The 18,209-nt window shown below is 55.9% G+C and carries 14 protein-coding genes; 7 read left to right on the top strand and 7 right to left on the bottom strand.

All coding sequences use genetic code 11. The annotated features are described in order from the left end of the window. The 3 genes from FFI90_RS02345 to FFI90_RS02335 form a co-directional block, all read right to left on the bottom strand. The gene (locus FFI90_RS02345) at positions 1-465 is read right to left on the bottom strand and encodes a L,D-transpeptidase family protein (protein ID WP_425463084.1); all 465 of its coding nucleotides are present in this window, start codon (positions 463-465) and stop codon (positions 1-3) included. A gap of 91 nt (positions 466-556) precedes the next feature. After that, entirely contained in the window at positions 557-1,234 is a 678-nt protein-coding gene (locus FFI90_RS02340) for a TetR/AcrR family transcriptional regulator (RefSeq protein ID WP_144776156.1), read from the bottom strand. 60 nt (positions 1,235-1,294) lie between these two features. Then, the gene (locus FFI90_RS02335) at positions 1,295-2,170 is read right to left on the bottom strand and encodes a hypothetical protein (RefSeq protein WP_144776154.1); all 876 of its coding nucleotides are present in this window, start codon (positions 2,168-2,170) and stop codon (positions 1,295-1,297) included. Between the two features lie 181 nt (positions 2,171-2,351). Between FFI90_RS02335 and FFI90_RS02330 the strand changes: the two genes are divergently transcribed. Continuing rightward, on the top strand, positions 2,352-2,972 hold the full coding sequence (locus tag FFI90_RS02330; RefSeq protein WP_144776152.1) for a riboflavin synthase subunit alpha: 621 nt from the start codon (positions 2,352-2,354) through the stop codon (positions 2,970-2,972). Between the two features lie 14 nt (positions 2,973-2,986). Here FFI90_RS02330 and FFI90_RS02325 read toward each other — a convergent pair whose 3' ends face one another. The 4 genes from FFI90_RS02325 to FFI90_RS02310 all read right to left on the bottom strand — a co-directional run bounded on the left by FFI90_RS02325 (position 2,987) and on the right by FFI90_RS02310 (position 11,075). Beyond that, on the bottom strand, positions 2,987-4,138 hold the full coding sequence (locus FFI90_RS02325) for a class I SAM-dependent methyltransferase (protein WP_144776150.1): 1,152 nt from the start codon (positions 4,136-4,138) through the stop codon (positions 2,987-2,989). 191 nt (positions 4,139-4,329) lie between these two features. Further along, positions 4,330-5,394 carry a class I SAM-dependent methyltransferase gene (locus FFI90_RS02320; protein ID WP_144776148.1) on the bottom strand — a complete coding sequence of 355 codons (1,065 nt, stop codon included), beginning with the start codon at positions 5,392-5,394 and terminating at the stop codon, positions 4,330-4,332. 30 nt (positions 5,395-5,424) lie between these two features. After that, positions 5,425-6,105, bottom strand: a complete 681-nt coding sequence (can, locus tag FFI90_RS02315) for a carbonate dehydratase (RefSeq protein WP_144776146.1) — start codon at positions 6,103-6,105, stop codon at positions 5,425-5,427. Positions 6,106-6,188: 83 nt separating this feature from the next. Continuing rightward, positions 6,189-11,075, bottom strand: a complete 4,887-nt coding sequence (locus tag FFI90_RS02310; RefSeq protein ID WP_144776144.1) for an NAD-glutamate dehydrogenase — start codon at positions 11,073-11,075, stop codon at positions 6,189-6,191. A gap of 130 nt (positions 11,076-11,205) precedes the next feature. Here FFI90_RS02310 and FFI90_RS02305 point away from each other — a divergent pair, with 130 nt between their 5' ends. Genes FFI90_RS02305 through FFI90_RS02280 form a run of 6 tightly spaced genes read left to right on the top strand, consistent with a single transcriptional unit; the run spans position 11,206 to position 18,156 of the window. Beyond that, on the top strand, positions 11,206-12,168 hold the full coding sequence (locus tag FFI90_RS02305; RefSeq protein WP_144776142.1) for an AAA family ATPase: 963 nt from the start codon (positions 11,206-11,208) through the stop codon (positions 12,166-12,168). Positions 12,169-12,176: 8 nt separating this feature from the next. Further along, on the top strand, positions 12,177-13,097 hold the full coding sequence (locus tag FFI90_RS02300; RefSeq protein WP_144776140.1) for a DUF58 domain-containing protein: 921 nt from the start codon (positions 12,177-12,179) through the stop codon (positions 13,095-13,097). Continuing rightward, complete coding sequence (locus FFI90_RS02295) at positions 13,094-13,564, top strand: DUF4381 domain-containing protein (protein WP_144776138.1); 471 nt, start codon at positions 13,094-13,096, stop codon at positions 13,562-13,564. The genes FFI90_RS02300 and FFI90_RS02295 overlap by 4 nt, the downstream gene beginning before the upstream one ends. Continuing rightward, positions 13,558-14,586, top strand: a complete 1,029-nt coding sequence (locus FFI90_RS02290; RefSeq protein ID WP_144776137.1) for a vWA domain-containing protein — start codon at positions 13,558-13,560, stop codon at positions 14,584-14,586. The genes FFI90_RS02295 and FFI90_RS02290 overlap by 7 nt, the downstream gene beginning before the upstream one ends. Next, positions 14,579-16,408 (top strand): vWA domain-containing protein, encoded by a 1,830-nt coding sequence (locus FFI90_RS02285; protein WP_144776135.1) that lies wholly within the window; start codon positions 14,579-14,581, stop codon positions 16,406-16,408. The genes FFI90_RS02290 and FFI90_RS02285 overlap by 8 nt, the downstream gene beginning before the upstream one ends. After that, positions 16,402-18,156 carry a BatD family protein gene (locus FFI90_RS02280; RefSeq protein ID WP_144776133.1) on the top strand — a complete coding sequence of 585 codons (1,755 nt, stop codon included), beginning with the start codon at positions 16,402-16,404 and terminating at the stop codon, positions 18,154-18,156. The genes FFI90_RS02285 and FFI90_RS02280 overlap by 7 nt, the downstream gene beginning before the upstream one ends. The last annotated feature ends 53 nt before the right edge of the window (positions 18,157-18,209 follow it).

Here is an 18,209-nt window from a genome sequence, read left to right as displayed (position 1 = left end):
TCAACGAATCGTAACCGGAATACCGGGCCGGACATGGTCAAATAATTCAATGACATCAGCATTGCGCATACGAACACATCCGTGGGATAGCGCAAGCCCCATGGGCTCTATGTCAGGAGTGCCATGTATGTAGATAAAGCGGCGGAAGGTATCAACACCGGAACCGCGATTTCTCCCCGGTTCCAGACCGCATAACCAGAGGATGCGACTCAGGATCCAGTCACGGCCAGGGTGGCTGGCGGCAAGTCCCGGGCTATAGACCTCTCCAGTTGGACGACGAGCACGGAACACAGTATTGATTGGTAGCCCGGAACCGATCATGGCGCGTATGTAGTGTTCCCCTCTCGGGGTACAACCACTGCCATCCTGCTCACCCGCACCATTGAGCGCTGTGGACACCGGATAGCGAACGATAACACCGCCGCTGGCATCAAGCAGCGCAAGGCTTTGGCCTTCGAGGCTGATCTCAATTGAAAAGACACTTTGGTTGTGATGGTTCACAACGGGTCGGGCTCCCTTCAGGATTCAGCAGGAAGCCTAACCGAGAGGGCGCAAGTCAGGCAACCGGGATCTTGCTTGATGTGGGAGGAACGAGCAAAGCATCGGGCGCCTGCATGCCAGCGGCAAGGAAGGGAACAAGGCGCGCGGCAATTTCCTGAACCGTGGTTTCCACGCCGAGCTTGTTACGCAGAATATCTTGCAGGGCATCGCTACTGGACATGGTAAAAGCAGTAGCACCAAGCATGAACTGGATGCGCCAGTATCGATCCACAGCCGAGAGCTGGGGCGTGGCTTCCTTCAACAACCGCATGAAACGGTTGAACGGCTCTCCGTATTCCAGCTCAAGAAACTTACGCAGATGCCCTTGCGACTGAGTATAGGCCAGCCCGAGCAGCCGCATGAAAATTGAAATACCCTTTTCATTCCGTTGGGGCATGCGAACGGCACTTTCAGTGAGCGCCCAAAGGGTCTGATTCAAAGTTGGCGGATTTCCACCGCAACGCGCTTCAAGCTCATCAAATGCGTTTTCGAGCGTCGCTGAAAACGGCGTCAGAAAACGACCAAAAACTGCATGAATCAGCGCGTTCTTGGAACCAAAGTGGTAATTCACAGCGGCCAGGTTTACTCTGGCTTTGCTGGTGATCATGCGCAGTGAGGTCTCCGAGAAACCACGTTCAGCGAACAGTTCTTCTGCGGCATCAAGGATTCGGTCAACTGTATCTGACTGGGCCATTTTGTTTTCAGTGCCTCTAGCAAACGTCTGTTTGAAACATACGTTTGACGCACATCTATGTCAAGCCCGGCTCTCAGGCTCCGCAACCGCCTTTTGCCAACCACGATCGATAGCTTCCTGGTTACCTTCAAAAAACGCCGCCTGAACTCTCCCATAAGCCTTTTCCGCTTCAAGAAGATAAATCAGATAGAGCCTTATATGCTCCCTGCGCGACAGGGCCCGGGGAAGAACTTTCTGTTCCGACAAACGCAGAAGACGGCTGAACCGGCTATTTTTCAGAGCCGGATTAAAATCTGTCATGCGGGCACACTGCCAGATCAGCCCCTCATCGCCCTCCAGATGTTCGGCGTGCTTCCGTGCGTCCCGCATCATGCGCTGGCGCTTGATCAGCAAGTCCAGATAAGAAGGCGCCGATGTGTAAATCTGACGAACAACTGGAATACCCAATAGCAGAATAATGACAAAAGCCCCAAATCCGCCACCGGCAACCCAGGCGGGCACAAAGCCTGTCAACCCACTGAGGAATACGGTTGCCGCCACCAGCGCACTGAACACCCAAAGATCACGGCTGCGGCGTGCTGACGCAACACTGAAGTTATCAGGCCAGTCATTCATTGCCAGCAGGTCAAAGTCCATCAACAGAACACGATCACACTGGCGTAGCATCAGCCTCAGCGTGCGCTGACGGGATTCTGCCTGCACCGGCCCTGCACTTTCAGTCGCCTCAACATTGTCCAGCGACTCCGTACCGGTATGAGCACTACCAACACCGTTGGTCGTAACCTCCTCGTTTTGAGACGATGGTGCCGGGACAGCCTTGATTGCCGAGCTTGCATCTGGCTGGGCAGGGACTGGGTCAGCCGACCGCCCAGGGTGCAATACAGCACCTTGGGCGGTTCCTGTTAAAGCTGCTGCGGTATTCTGGTTCTGGGCCATGGCAAACTGTCCAATGCGTTAGGGAGCCTCTATAAATGAATCTGTTAAAAATTGTATCGGCAGTCTTGCTCAGATCTTGAATTGTGATTTTCACCATGGGATTTTCCGCCCGCTAACTTGGCAGCAGCAACCTTGCTCGTTATCCTTCCCATCCGCTATTGCTATCTATATAGGCCTGCTTATGTTCACCGGTATTGTTCAGGGTATTGCTATTGTTGAAGGTGTCACCGCTGCCACGGGGTTGAGTACCTTCGCAATCCGTTTGCCGGACAGCAAAACGGATGGCGTAAATATTGGCGCGTCGGTCGCTATCAACGGCACCTGCCTGACGGTTACGCGCCAAGCCGAGAACACACTGTTTTTTGACGCCATGCACGAAACCCTGAGACTGACCACTCTCGGCGGTCTGGTGCCCGGAGATACAGTCAACTTTGAAAGGGCAGCGCGGATTGGTGACGAAATTGGCGGCCATTTGCTCTCCGGGCACATACACTCAACTGCAAACGTGGCTCAGATACTGCGCCCGGAAAACAACGTGACTATCTGGCTTGAAGTTCCGGATCAATGGGCTCGTTACATCTTTCCGAAGGGCTATATTGCGATCAACGGAGCCAGCCTGACCATTGGTGAAGTGGAGGGAAACCGGTTCAACATACACCTGATTCCCGAAACCTTGCGGGCCACAACTTTCGGCGCAATAAAAGAAGGTATGAAGGTGAACATCGAAATCGACAGTCAGACACAAACCATTGTCGACACACTGGCGCGAATGGGTTACGACCGCCCTGCTTCGGCGCGGTAAAAGAGGCTCGTTATTCAGCCCCAGGCTTCAAAGACAACAAACCTGGGACTGGCATCCAGCTGACGGACGTGGGTAAAGAACCGCTGCAAGCTGCGATGGTAGCCAAGGTGCCGGTTCCCCACCATAATCACGCGGCCGGTTTCAGACAGGCACTTTGACGCCTGCTCGAATAGCTTCAAGGCAATATGGTCGCTCACGACACCGCCTTCATGGAAGGGTGGATTTAGCAGGATAAGTTCAAACGGGCCCTTGTCTTCGGAAAGGCCATCCGCGTGCGCAAATAAAGCCTTGGAGTCGGAAAATGCCGCCTCAGTGTTCCGCCGGGCACTCAGAATTGCCTGGCTGGATACGTCACTGAAGGTGATCTCTATTTCCGGCTGAATAGCCAACGCGCTCAGACCGAGGACGCCGTTACCACAGGCGAGATCCAGCACACGGGCACCGGCGCCACAAGGTTTCAATGCGGACTTGAGATGGGGCAGCATCAACCGCGTACCAATATCCAGTTTCTCCCGCGCAAATACGGCGGGCATGGCATCGACGCGTACGTCTCTGTTATCCAACCCACCCTCCAACGCGTAACCCTTCCAGGTACCAGGCCAGCTGTCCAGCGTGGCCTCACCGCGGCCACAGGTCATCATGCGAGCCTTTTTTACCGCACGACTCACGTGTCGAACCTCCACAGCTCCGGCAAAAACGTCGACGCTGCGATCTGGCAAGTGCTTTATCATCCCGGCGGCCAGTAGGGTCCCATCCGGCTTGAGCGCACCATTGGCCCAGCGTAACAGCCAGGACAGGTAATCAGCTTCCCGAGGAATCCGCAGCAGGATCAGATCATAAGCGCTATCGGGAGGCTGCAGCCAACTGTGTATCTGCTCCGGTGCGGCGCTACCCGGATTCTGCTTCGCATTCAGCGTAATTGCATCGATGAGCTGAGCGCCGTCGGCAACAACATCCGGGACAAACCGCGACAAACCCAGCGTCAACGCGCCGTATTGGTCATCCACCACCAGTACGCGGGAACCAGGTGCAGCCTCCAGACGGCTCCACGCTTCGTGCAGGAGCAATTCGTCAGCAGCGCTCCAGGCACGCAGGTTGGGATCGTCAGTGCCGGGGCGGCTCAGAATCAGGCTACCAGCGTTAGAGTCCAGCACAGCAGTTGTCATATCAGGCATCCAGAGGATATTCGTGTAAAACATGCCATTTTAGGCTGATTACTCTAGAAAATAACCCTATTGTTCAGTTTGTTCAGCTAAAGAAAGTTCTGATTGGCGGGGCTGTCCTTGCACACTTTCGCGGTTAGCTCCGTTTTTTCCGGAAGCGAACCTTTTGCCCCTCACCCCAGGGGCTTTTTTCGTTATTGACCCCGGAAAGCACGGTAAACGGTAAAACGCCCGTCTTCCCGTAAGCGCTCGACGCGCCCAATGTGGCGTTTGATCAGAGCTTGATAAGGCAGAAAACTGTTTGCCACCAGACGCAACTCGCCGCCCGGTTGCAGGTGTTTCCTCACGTCACGAAGGAACTGCTCGGTCATGGAAGTATCGGTTTTTACACCGGTATGGAAGGGGGGATTGGTGACAATTCCTGGCCAGACGCCGTCAATAACTGCAAGGCCGTCAGACGCGAAAATCGTGCCGGCTACGTTGTTGCGCCGGTAGGTTTCCCTCGCACAGATAACCGCCTGGGACTGGACGTCCACACCGTCGACGCTGGAGATGGGCGCTTCCTGGGCGTGTTGATGGACTCGAATCCAGGCACCGATAACGCCCGCACCACAGGCAAAATCCAGTAACCGGTCAGCACGAACCGGCTCTTCAGCTAGCGTCTCCAGCAACATTTGCGTTCCATTATCCAGACCATCCTGGCTGAAGATCCCCGGCAGGCCGGCAACGTCAATGGATACTCCCGAACATTCGATTCTGCCCCAGCCCAGCCAGTCCTGAATCCGGAACCCGTGCGCCGACTCAAACGCGTCTGCACACCAGACCTGGCAGTGGCGCGCACTGTCGACCTTGTAAGCCTGCGGCGCAACCGCTTTCAGCTGTTTGATGGCGCCAGCAATGCCTTCTTTTTTTTCACCAACCAGTATCAATCGCGCATTTTCTACTGCCAGAGAGCGCGCTAAAGCCAGGCGCATCTCAAGCTCTGCCCGCGCTTTGGGCAAAAACACTACAACGCTGTCGTAGCTGTTAGCAGCCAACGTCGTGTCGTCATAACCAAAACAGGCCTGCCAGCCTTCATGGTGCTCGATCGCACGGAAAACACCCGCCTGTTCGCTCATGGCAAGGCCGCCAAGAGCGAGTTCTGGCAGCAGCTGTGCCGATGCGACACCTAACAAGGCCAGCCGACCGGATAACAAGTGCTGGTTTTTAAGCAGCGCCTGATGGGAATTCGGTAAGCCGGAGCCAGTGATACTCTGCATGGGTTGGATGATGCCGTTTTGCGGTGAAGACTAGACTTTTTTCTGACGACCAGAACGCACAGGGCGCAATACCAGCTCATCCAGACTGGTCTGCTTGATCTGCTCCCAGTCTTCAGCCCCGGCAACGGACAAGCCCATATCCCGGAGTATGCCATCTGCCAAATCGTATACGAAGCCGTGAATATTCAGCCGCTGGCCGCGCTTCCAGGCCTCCTGAACAATGCTGTTCTGACACACATGCCCTACCTGCTCAATAACATTCAGCTCACACAGCCGATCAGCCTGATCAAGCTCATTGTTACAGGCATTCAGTACGGACTGGTGGCGATCCCGCACATCCTGTACATGCCTTAGCCAGTTACTGATGAGGCCAAAACCCTCATTACGCAGAGCAGTCCGGATGCCACCGCAGCCGTAATGACCAACCACAAGAACATGCTTGACCTTCAGCACCTCTACGGCGAACTGCAAAACGGACAGGCAGTTGAAATCTGTGTGAACCACGACGTTAGCGACGTTCCGGTGCACAAAAAGCTCGCCTGGAGGCATATCAACTATCTGATTGGCCGGCACTCGGCTATCGGCACAGCCAATCCATAAATATTCCGGCGCCTGCTGATTCGACAGACGGTGAAAGAACTGTGGATCTTCGGCTTTGATGCCCTCAGCCCAGGCCCGGTTTTTTTCAAGAAGATGGTCTAGTTGACCCATTAACAGTCTCCATTTCGTGGTTCCCGCTCACGATTGAACGGGAATCCCGGCTTCAACGCAATACTCAGTTTGTCTGAATCATGCTATGACACCAGTTCAGGCTGGCTGTCACTGTGGGGCTGATGCAGCGTACTTTGCGCAAGATCCAGCAGTTCGCGCAGGGCAACCGAGAACATGGCGTACTCAGGTTCACGCACGCCCTTGAGTTCCAGCAGCATCGATTTCCAACGGCCGATCATGTGCTCATGCCGCAGCAGCCAGCCGTCCACGCAAGCAGGCACGTCTTCCGGCTTCTCAGCCAGGTTCAGCACGCCGGTCGTCAGTGCGCGCTGCTGCCAGTCCAGATCTTCGCGGAAGCTCTCACGTGCCAGCGCCTGCCAGTGCGAGGCAGGCGTAAGCTTGGCAATTGCGCTGGCAAACCAGTTCAGATCCAGCCGCTCTCCCAGTTCATAATAGAGGTTCGCAACCGTTTTAAGGGGCATATCGGTGACTTTCTGAGCCTCTATGATACCAAGCGACGAATACAGGTAGCCGGTTCCGGACACCACAGAAGCCAGCTCAGCCGGCAGTCCTGCACCAACCAGTTGTTCATTGCGCTTTTCCCAACCGGTCCGGGCCTGATCTCCCAGATAATCCGGCAGGCCTGAGGTGATCGCCCAAACACTGTCAGCAAAACGCTCCATGTGGTTCTGGATGCTGAGTTCTGCCCGGCGGTTACGTAACAACCAGCGCACAGACCGGCGCATCAGACGCATAAGATCCTGCATAAGCTCCATCTGCAGCTTTGCCGGTATGTGAAAATCGAGATCTTCGATCTTGTCCCACCAGTTATCAATCCGGAAGACGTCCCGGGTAATCAGCCACGCCAGCGCAATCGATGCGGCATCTGCACCAGTGGACTGGTTCAATCGCTCAACAAAAGTAATGCCCATGTGGTTAACCATATCGTTGGCAACCTGTGTGGCAATAATTTCCCTTCGCAGCTGGTGCTCACCGAGCTCCTTTGAGAATTTCTGAGTCAGGTCCCGGGGGAACACCTTATACATTTCACGGGCAAGCATTGGATCGTCCGGCAGGCTGCTGTCGATCAGAGTCTGTTTCAAGTCGCCTTTGACATAGGAAATCAGGACCGACAGCTCAGGCCTGGTCAGCCCCTTCTTGTTCAGTTTGCGCTCCGAAAGGGTTTCATCATCCGGAAGAAACTCCAGAGACCGGTTGAGCTTGCCTTCGCTTTCAAAGGTATTCATCAGCCTGCGGTATTCTTCAAGACGCGTTGCTGCGTCTTCGTTGGCAATACTGATCGCCTGCGTCTGCCGATAGTTGTTCTTGAGAACCAGAGCGGCCACATCATCCGTCATTTCTTCCAGCATGACGTTGCGCTGTTTGGAAGTCAGATCTCCCATGGCAACAGCACGATTCAGCAGGATCTTCATATTGACTTCATGGTCCGAGCAATCGACACCACCGGAATTATCGATAAAGTCGGTATTCAACCGCCCGCCCCTCAAGGCGTAGTCAATGCGCCCTAACTGGGTCATACCCAGATTGCCACCCTCACCTACAATCTTGCAGCGTAGCTCTGCACCGTTAATTCGCAGGCTGTCGTTTGCCTTGTCGCCGACATCACTGTGGGATTCGCTGCTGCCCTTGACGTATGTGCCAATACCGCCAATCCAGAGCAGATCAACCTGGGCTTTCAGGATGTGCGAGATCAACATGTTTGGAGGTACCCGGTCAGAATTGATACCCAACAACTTCTTGATCTCCGGGCTCAGCGGTATGGATTTCGTGTTGCGATTAAACACACCTCCGCCTTTGGATATCAGCTTGGTGTCGTAATCGGTCCAGGCCGAACGGGGCTTCTCGAACAGCCGCTTGCGCTCCTTGTAGCTCTTGGCCGCATCCGGTGACGGATCAACAAAAATATGGACATGGTTGAACGCAGCCACCAGACGGGTTTTCTCGGAACTCAGCAGGCCGTTCCCGAAAACGTCCCCCGCCATATCGCCAATGCCAATAGCGGTAAACTCGTCCTCCGCCGGGTTAACACCCAGTTCGCGGAAGTGACGTTCAACAGAAACCCAGGCGCCCCGGGCCGTAATGGCCATTTTCTTGTGGTCGTAGCCATTGCTGCCGCCAGAGGCAAATGCGTCGCCCATCCAGAAGTTGTATTCCGCTGCCAGGCTGTTCGCAATATCAGAGAATGTGGCGGTACCTTTGTCGGCAGCAACAACCAGATAGTGGTCGTCCGAATCATGACGAACCACGCGATCAGGCGGCTGGATGCCCGCGTCTACCAGATTGTCGGTAATATCGAGCAGGCCCCGGATAAACGTCTTGTACGCAGAAATACCTTCGGCCTGGAACGCTTCGCGGTCGGAGGAATCCGGCAGACGTTTGGCAACAAAGCCACCCTTGGCACCCACTGGAACGATCACCGCGTTCTTCACCTGCTGGGCCTTCACCAGACCCAGAACCTCGGTGCGATAGTCCTCAAAGCGATCTGACCAACGTAAGCCGCCCCGAGCGACCTTGCCACCACGCAAGTGAACACCCTCAACGCGAGGCGAGTATACGAATATCTCGTACACAGGCAGCGGCAGCGGCATATCCGGAATTCCGGAAGGGTCAAACTTCACGCTGATGTAGGATTTGGGGCCACCCGCTTCGTCATGCTGATAATAGTTGGTGCGCAGAGTAGCCTGTATCAATTCCAGGTACAGACGAAGCACGCGGTCTTCGCTGAGGTTTTCCACCTCATCCAACCCCGCATTGAATTCGATTTCCAGTTTCTGCTGGGCCGCCTGGCTTTTACCCTTGCTCTGATAACGATCCGGGTTGAAACGCACCTCAAAATACTCCAGCAAAATCCGGGTGAGCTCAACATGGTTCACCAGCGTGTTGGAGATGAAAGTCTGACTGTTGGAAAAGCGAATCTGGCGCATGTAGCGGGCATAAGTGCGTAACAACGCAATTTCCCGCCAGCTCATGTAGGACGTAACCAGCATGCGGTTGAAGGCGTCATTTTCTGCTTCGCCGTACCACACACGGTGAAACAGTTCTTCAAAAATGGGCCGTACCTGATGGATATCCACTACTTTGCCGCTGTGAGCGTAAAGGGTGAAGTCGTGTATCCACACGGTCTTGTTGTTGCGATCAGTCACTTCAAACGGATGCTCACCCAGAACACGGAAGCCCAGATTATCGAAAATCGGCATCACGTCCGACAGCGGCAGCTGCCCATCGGGATAAAACAGCTTGAAATGCAAAGTGCTTTCGTCTTCTTCCAACGCCCGATAGAAGCTCATCGTCAGATCCTGACGAGTGGAAGCCGCCGAAATATGCTCAAGATCAATAGCTGCCCGGCGCGCTGAGAACATCTCGGTGTAGCTCGCGGGGAAGCCTGAGGCCCAGAGCCGATAAAGCTCATTACCTTGCTCTTCGCCGTATGTCTCGCTCAGGGCACCCGAAAGACCATCGCGCCACGACTGAGCCATCTCAATGACTTTTTCCCGTATTTCAGCAATTGGCAGCTTTCGGTTTTCAACCTGGGGCACACGAATGGTGAACTGTACCCGAGCCAGCACCGACTCCGAGAAATGCGTAACAAACTCGATATCTTGCGCTTCCAGTCGGTCCAGAAGCACCTGTTCTACCTTCAGGCGAAGCTCGGTGTTGTAGATGTCCCTCGGGAAAAACGCGAGGCAGGTTACAAACTGACCGTAGACGTCTTCGCGCATGAACAACTCAATGCGGCGCCGTTCCTGTATGTACAGAATGTTTTTGGCGACATCCAACAGTTCATCCTCGGCGATCTGGAATAGCTCGTCACGTGGATAGAGGGTAAGAATCTGCTCCAGCTCTTTACCCGCGTAATCCGCGCGCAGGAAGCCTGAGCGCTTCATAACATTCTGGAACTTACGCTTGAGCAACGGGATCTCATCTGGCCGCTCATTGTAGGCGCGGGCCGTATACAGCCCGAGGAAACGGCGCTCACCAACCACTTCGCCCTTTTTGTTGAACTTTTTAACGGCAATATAATCCGGGTACGCGGGGCGGTGAACCCGCGAGCGCTGGGCAGACTTGGCGAAAATGAAAATATTGTCGGCTCGCGTCATCTCATGACGTGTGCGTTGGGGCAACTCGTTGAGACGAACCCGGTCTGGCCGCTCGTTATTTACTCGGAGTATCCCCAGCTCGGAATTTTCCACGCGTCGCACCACCATGCCCGACTTGTCAGTGGCAAAGTCGTACTCATCGTAGCCCAGGAAGGTAAAGTGATCGCGCGCCAGCCATTCCAGAAACTCACGAGCCTCCTCCTTTTGCTCGCTGCTGATACCGGCAGTATCATCAAGTTCTTTAATGATCTGACTGACCTTGTCCGTGACCACCGGGAAGTCCGCGACCGCAATACGCACCTCGTGCAATACCGTTTGCAGCGTCTGCTCCAGATCTTTCAGATCCTCTGGATTGCTGTGCCTGTCGATTTCCAGAACGATAAAAGCTTCATAGGCAGATGCAGAGTCGCTTTTCTTGGTAGCCATCAGCTTCTTGAGCTTGCCAGCGTTGTCGCGCTCTACCTGGAGAATGGAATGCTGGATCGAGTGCGTTCCGATTTCCCGTTGGTTAACCGCTATGCGCAGAGAATCAATCAGAAATGGAATATTAGGGTGCAGAATAAACACCACAGTGTGTGTGGATTGCCAGCCGTCGCTCTCGAGATCCGGATTGAACACCGCGACAGGTGTTTCCTCGGCACTGCGTTTCTGCAGAAACTGCCAGGCGGCCAGAGCCGCACCGTAGGTATCAGAGAGGCGTCGCCTGACCAGCTCATCCAGAGGGATATGGGCATAATGCTGCTTTACAAATTCGCTGATTTTCTTGGCTTCGGCTTTGGCAATTTTTCTGGAAAACTCTTCAGCCAAAAGTTCAAAAAACTGATCTTTGCTGGCCACTGTCAGCGCATTCATGGGCGACCTCAAATAATGTGAAGTAAACGTAATCGGGATATTGTGGGATAAGCATAGTCAAACCCTTGATTTTTGCCGGCCAGACACCAAAACTGCGGCAACTACTTACGCACGAGAGCAATCACTTCCAATGTCGCTACAGCATACGTTCGGGGAACTAAGGACACAGTTAGCCAAAAGGATTATCGGGCAGGAAAAACTGGTTGATCGCCTTCTCATTGCATTGCTTGCCGATGGACACCTCCTGGTTGAAGGTGCTCCGGGGCTGGCTAAAACCACCGCCATAAAGGCCTTGGCCGATCATCTTACCGGTGATTTCCACCGCATTCAGTTCACCCCGGACCTTTTGCCATCAGACGTCACCGGCAGCGAGATCTACCGTGCCGAAACCGGGCTGTTCGAGTTTCAGCGCGGGCCGATTTTTCACAATCTGGTGTTGGCGGATGAAATCAACAGGGCACCGGCCAAAGTACAGTCTGCTCTGCTTGAAGCCATGGGCGAGCGCCAGGTCAGTGTGGGCATGCGCACATTCCCGCTTGATCGTCTGTTCATGGTGATGGCAACCCAGAACCCTATTGAGCAAGAAGGCACATATCCACTTCCCGAGGCACAGCTTGATCGATTCCTGATGCATGTGGTGATTGGCTACCCCTCTGCACAGGCCGAGCAGGCCATCCTCCACCTGGCCAGAAGTGATTACCGCCAGGGCCAGCCTGCCACTGATGTTCGCCTGACCGCCGACCAGGTGTTTAAAGCCCGGGCAGAAGTTGCGGATATTTTCATGGCCGAGCCAGTTGAGCAGTATCTGTTGGCTCTGGTACTGGCAACAAGAGACCCGGGCACTCTGGACCCGGAGCTGGCACGCTGGACAGCTTTTGGCGCCAGCCCTCGAGGCACCATCGCCCTCGACCGCTGCGCCCGCGCCATTGCGTGGCTGGACGGCAGAGACTATGTAACGCCAGACGATGTTCGCGCGGTAGCCTTCGATGTACTCCGGCACCGGATTCTGCTGACGTTTGAAGCGGAGGCGGAAGGCGTAACAGCCGATACAGTCATACAACGCCTGATTGAACGTTTGCCAGTGAGCGCCTGAGGCTGGCCATGGATGTTTCCACTACCCGCATCAGCCTGCAGGCACTCATTCGCCTGCAGGCTGATGCCAAGGCGCTTAAGCTGCCTTCGGCACGCCCGGCACGAGCGCGACAAGCCGGACTACAGCACTCCTCGCAGCGCGGAAGAGGAATGGCGTTTGCCGAGGTGCGGCTTTACCAGCCGGGAGACGACATACGCAGTATTGACTGGCGCGTAACGGCCAGGCGCCAGGCTCCCCACACCAAGCTTTATGAAGAGGAACGGGAGCGCCCTGTACTTTTGATTTGCGACCTCGGCCCAACCCTGTTCTTTGCCAGCACCGGTGCTTTCAAGCAGGTACGCTGTGCTCAGCTTGCTGCCGTTCTGGCCTGGCTCGCACTGTCGGCCGGGGATCAGGTAGGCGGCATTGTTTTTAACGGCAAGACCTTGACCGTCCAACGCCCGGCACGCCGCAAGAAGTCCGTGCTGCGACTGCTGGACACGCTTGCCAGCCAACAGCATACATCCCTGGATGGCTCTGCATCCGAAACCACCCTTGATACAGCCCTTGCAGAAGCACGGCGGGTCGCGCATACCGGCAGCAGGATCTTTGTCATAAGCGATTTTCTCGGCATCTCCAGGAGCACCACTTCTTTACTGGGGGCGCTGGCTCGTCATAACAGTGTCAGCGCACTGCGGGTTGTCGACCCACTGGAGCAGGAACTGCCGCAAAGTGGGCGCTTTGCCGTTGCCGGAGCAGAAGGCCCGGTGTGGTTTGATGCGTCCAACAGAAGTTTTCAGCAGGCCTGGCGTGAAAAAACCAACCGTCATGAAACCGCCCTTGAAGAGTGCTTCCGTTTGTCTGGCATCCAGGCAACAGACGTTTCTACCCGAGAGGCGCCTGCTGTAAGCCTTAAATCCATACTTGGACCAGGAGGACGAATCGGATGATACCAGACGATCCCCTGAGCCAGCTTCGGGATATTCACCTGCCACAAACCGGAGGCTTCTGGCCGCCCGCACCGGGCTGGTGGGTTCTGGCTTTTGCACTCCTGATGGCAATCGCTGCTCTGGCATGGCTGGTCCGTCGTCATCACCGCCGAAACCGCTGGTTGAGACTGGCGCGAGCAGAGCTGGTCATCCTCGAACATACTGCGTCGAGAGAACCACAATGGTTTGCGCAACTGAATACGCTGCTAAAGCGAGTGGCGCGGGAACGCTATCCGGATGAACAACCCGAAGCACAGTCCGGAGACCAATGGACTGCCTGCCTGTTAAGCCACCTACCCGATGGCAAGATCGCACAGCGTCCGGTTGTCGAGGCGCTGGTCAACAGCGCCTGGCAGCCGCAGCCAACGGCCGAGCCCACCCAGGCCCTGGAGTTCGCCCGAACCTGGCTGGAGGCTCAGAAATGCTGAGCCTGGCTTACCCTTGGGCACTCCTGCTGATTCTGGCGCCCGTGCTGTTGCAATGGAAAAAGCCGGCTGCGCAAACCGTAGATGCTCCGGTATTTCCGGTTGGTCACTGGCTCTCGGACCTGCCTGGCGTTACCCGCCAGGGCAATGCCAGGCCGCGCTGGCAAACCCTGATTCTATTGCTGGCCTGGGCGCTTCTGGTGCTGGCACTGGCGCGCCCTCAACATATAGGTGAGCAAGTTCAGATGCCCGTCACCGGGCGCGATCTCATGCTCGTTGTGGACATATCGCCGAGCATGGAAGAACAAGACATGGTCGTCCAGGGCCGCAGCATCAACCGCCTGCAGGCTGTCAAAAGAGTACTGAATGACTTTATTGCGCGCCGCGGGGGCGACAGGCTTGGTTTGATACTGTTCGGCACAGAGCCATACGTTCAGGCACCCCTGACGTTTGATCTTGCTACCCTTGAAACGCTTTTGCAGGAATCGGGTATTGGTATGGCCGGGCGCGCAACTGCCATTGGTGATGCCGTTGGCCTGGCTACCAAGCGTTTGAGGGACCGGCCGCAACAGCAGAGGGTTGCGGTATTGCTTACCGATGGCGCCAATACCGCCGGCGAAATTACGCCCGACAAAGCCACAGAGATAGCAGCCGCTGCCGGCATTCGCCTCTACACCATCGGTATTGGCGCCGAGTCCATGATCCAGAGAGGTTTGCTCGGCTCACGCCGGGTAAACCCTTCCAGAGATCTGGACGAGAACCTGCTGATCCGAATGGCCCAACAAACCGGTGGAGAATATTTTCGTGCCCGCAGCCTGCCGGAGTTGGAGCTGATCTACGAAACCATCAATCAGCTTGAACCCATTGAGCTGGATGGTAAATTCTACCGCCCGGTCACCGACCTGTTTTTCTGGCCAGCCGGCTTGGCGGTGGCGTTTTGGTTAGGTCTTTTTCTGTTCCGACGTAGTGCAGGCAAGCTGACCCTGGCTCGATCGAGCACCGACGGGGGCGTAAACCATGGCTGATTTCCACTTCCTGCGCCCGCTCTGGCTTCTGCTGTTGCTGGTTGTACCCGTGCTTTACCTGGCATTGAAAGGAAAGGGTTCAGGAGATAGCGGGTGGTCCGGCCTGATCCCTGAGCAATTTTTGTCCCCGGTGATCCGGCGATACGGCCGCGCTTCCGAAAAACGCGGATCCAGACTTGTGCCCGCAATCAGTGCTGTTGTCATCCTGGCTATCGCTCTGGCGGGACCCGCTTGGCGTGAGGCGCCCACGCCACTGAAAAAACCGGGGGATAGCCTGGTGATCGTACTCGACCTGTCCTTGTCCATGCTGGCAACGGATCTGGAGCCCGACCGCCTGACCCGTGCAAAACGCAAGATCCGCGATATTCTGGCTGTTCGTGAGGGCAGTCTGACAGCGCTGGTGGTGTATTCAGGAGACGCCCATGTGGTGACCCCCCTGACAGACGACAGCAACACGTTAACGGGTATGCTGAACGTACTCGACCCGATCATCATGCCGGTTCAGGGCAATCGTGCCGACCTGGCCGTTTCAAGGGCTCAGGATCTTCTGCAGCAGGGCGCTCCGGGCCAAGGCCGTATTCTGTTGATTACCGATGGCGTATCCGAGCGCTATTTGACACACATCAGCGACGAACTCGCCGACACCGAGTTCACTCTGAGTACCTTGGCGGCTGGCACCCGGGACGGCGGGCCTATCCCTCTTGCACGGCGCGGCTTTATCCGCGACAACGGTAACATTGTCATAACACGTACCGACCCGGACATACTCGCGGAGCTTGCCCGTAATAACGGCGGCACAAGCCATGAACTGACGCTGGACGACAGCGACATAGCGGCCCTGAACCTCAGCCCTGAAGAATCAGACGAGTGGCAGGACACAAACACCGGGCTCACTATCGACCGCTGGAAAGACGACGGCTATTGGTTGTTGTGGCTCGCCCTGCCGTTGATGTTACTGGGCTGGCGCCGAGGCGCCTTCACCGCGATGGCTTTGATTCTGATGCCCGTGATACCGCAGCCCGCTGCGGCCATGGACTGGGGCGGCCTCTGGCAACGGGAAGATCAAAGAGCAGCAGAGCTGATACATGAAGATCCCGGCGCGGCAGCAACGATACTGGAATCACCGGAATGGCAGGGGTCGGCACTGTATCGTGCCGAGCGCTATGATGAAGCCGCAAAGGTCTTCGAAGGGGCAGACACGGTTCTCGCTGATTTCAATCGCGGCAACGCTCTGGCCCGGGCCGGCAAGCTGGAAGAGGCTATTGAAGCCTACGACAGCGCGCTGGAGCGCAACCCGGATATGGAAGATGCCCGAGTAAACCGGCAGCTGGTGGAAGACCTGCTCAAACAGCAGCAAGATAACTCCGATAAGGATCAGGGCAACAGCGATCAGGATGCCTCGGATTCATCCGGTGAGAGCAACCAGCAGGAAAGCCCTTCCGACTCCTCCAGTGAGAACCAGGATTCCAACAGCTCCCAGAGTTCCGACGCTGAGTCGGAGCCGTCGCAGAGCAGCCCTGAAGAACAGGGGCAGAGTGGCAAACAAGAGGCGCCTGGCGAAGAACAGTCCGAAGACACCTCTCAGAATAACTCTCAAACCAACTCTGAAAACAACGGTGCAAGTGACCAGGCCGCGCAGGCAGAGCCCGGCGCTGAAGACGTTCAGGCGCCTGCACCGGTTTCCGAAACGCCGCTTAGCCAGAGCCAGGAGCAGGCGTTGCGTCGGGTGCCTGATAACCCCGGCGGGCTTTTGCAGAGAAAATTCCTGCAGCAGTATCAGGAGCGCCAGACACCATCCGATAAGGGCGATACACCATGGTAAAACGGTTGATTATTCCGACAACCTGGCTGGTTGTTTCTGCAATCCTGATGGCGATCTGGCTGCCTGCTCATGCCGGCGAGCTCACTGCTGAAGCGGACCGAACCCGACTGTATGAAGGCGAAGTCCTGACGCTCACCGTTAAAGGCAGCACAAAGATTGATATCAACCTGAGCAATCTTTTCGATTTCGATATCTCGAGCCTGCCCTCGCCGGATATTGAAAAGGTGACTCCGGAGTTTGAAATACTGGCTCGCAATCAGCAGTACAGCATTCGCACCGTAAACGGCGACATGGTGGGAGAGATAACCTGGACATATCAACTTGCGCCTACGTCCACCGGAGAGATCACCATCCCCGCCCTTACCTTCAAGGATTCCGTGTCCAAACCGGTAACTATTGAGGTGGTTGACGGCAATCCTCCGGACCAGGCAGACACCAGCCGGGACAGCTTCATTGAACTGTCCGCAGACAAGGCAGAGGTCTATGTTCAGGAGCAGCTGATACTGACCGTGAGGTTGTTTTTCCGGGGCAATCTTATCCGTGGCGAGCTATCCGACCCGCAGCACCCCAACGCAATTATCGAAACCCTCGGAAAACAGCGTGAATTTTCCCGAGACCGCGATGGCGTGCGCTACCGGGTGGTAGAGCGACGCTATGCGCTGTTCCCACAAAAGCCAGGGTCACTTAACCTGCCTGCCATTCGTTTCGAAGGCCAGGCCAGAGATGCCGATGGTTCGCTCAGGTTCCTGAGGGACAGTGCTGCACTGTTCGAGGTGCCAGTGAAAGGGGTTCCACAAGAATTCAGCGGCTCAACCTGGCTCCCGGCCACCAACCTTACCTTGGCAGAAGCTGGCATGCCTCCGACACTGAACCTCAAGACCGGTGACAACCTCGCACGCACACTCAGCCTGCAGGCAACCGGGTTGCCTTCAGAGGCCCTGCCACCTCTACCAGACTCTGTGCCAGGTGGGCTCCGCAGTTACCCGGAAGAACCGCAACGGAACACCAGCACCGGCCCAGACGGCATTACATCAACGCTTACACAAACCCGGGCACTGGTGCCTGTTGAGGCCGGGAAGCTCGTGCTCCCGGCTATTCGCATTCCCTGGTGGGACACGCAATCCGACAGCGAAAAGGTCGCTGTGATCCCCGCACAAACGCTGAATGTAACCTCTGCAAATGGCGCAACCATACCCTCTCCAACCGCCACAGATACCCGGAGCGCAGCGGCAGAAACCGATAGCGAACAGAGCGCTTCCAACAAGGGGGCTGCGACCGACGGCGGGAGCTTTTGGCAATGGGTAAGCGTAGCGCTGGCAGGGATATGGGTTCTGACCATGTTGGCCTGGTGGCGTACTCGCAGAATCACATCTCGGACACTCTCCAATACTGACTTCGAAGGCGCCAGAAAGGAGAGAGCGTTATTTGAGCAGCTGCTTGACGCCGCGAAGGAAGGCAGTACCTCAACACCCGGGCTATTTGTGAGCTGGGCGAATTTACGCTGGCCTGGCCACAGTTTCCACTCTGTAAAGGATATTTTCAGCGTGCTACCGGCATCAGATCTGGAGCAGGAGCTCCAGCAATTACAGGCACACCTTTTCAGCCGGGATTATTCGGATGGCGAAAGAAGCAACAAGTGGGACGGCAGCGCTCTGGCAGACGCGCTCAAAAAAGCCAGGAAGACCAAGGGCGCTCCGTCTTCAGAAGCTGGCTTGCCGCCACTCTATCCCAGCAACCTTTCCGTGTAAGGGCAGGTCTGGCGGCAACTCAAGACTACCGAGCAACTCTTCGAGCCGGTATT

The organism is Marinobacter maritimus (assembly GCF_007671675.1).
Classification (GTDB): Bacteria; Pseudomonadota; Gammaproteobacteria; order Pseudomonadales; family Oleiphilaceae; genus Marinobacter; species Marinobacter maritimus.
This window is presented reverse-complemented; position numbering and strand designations above follow the sequence as displayed.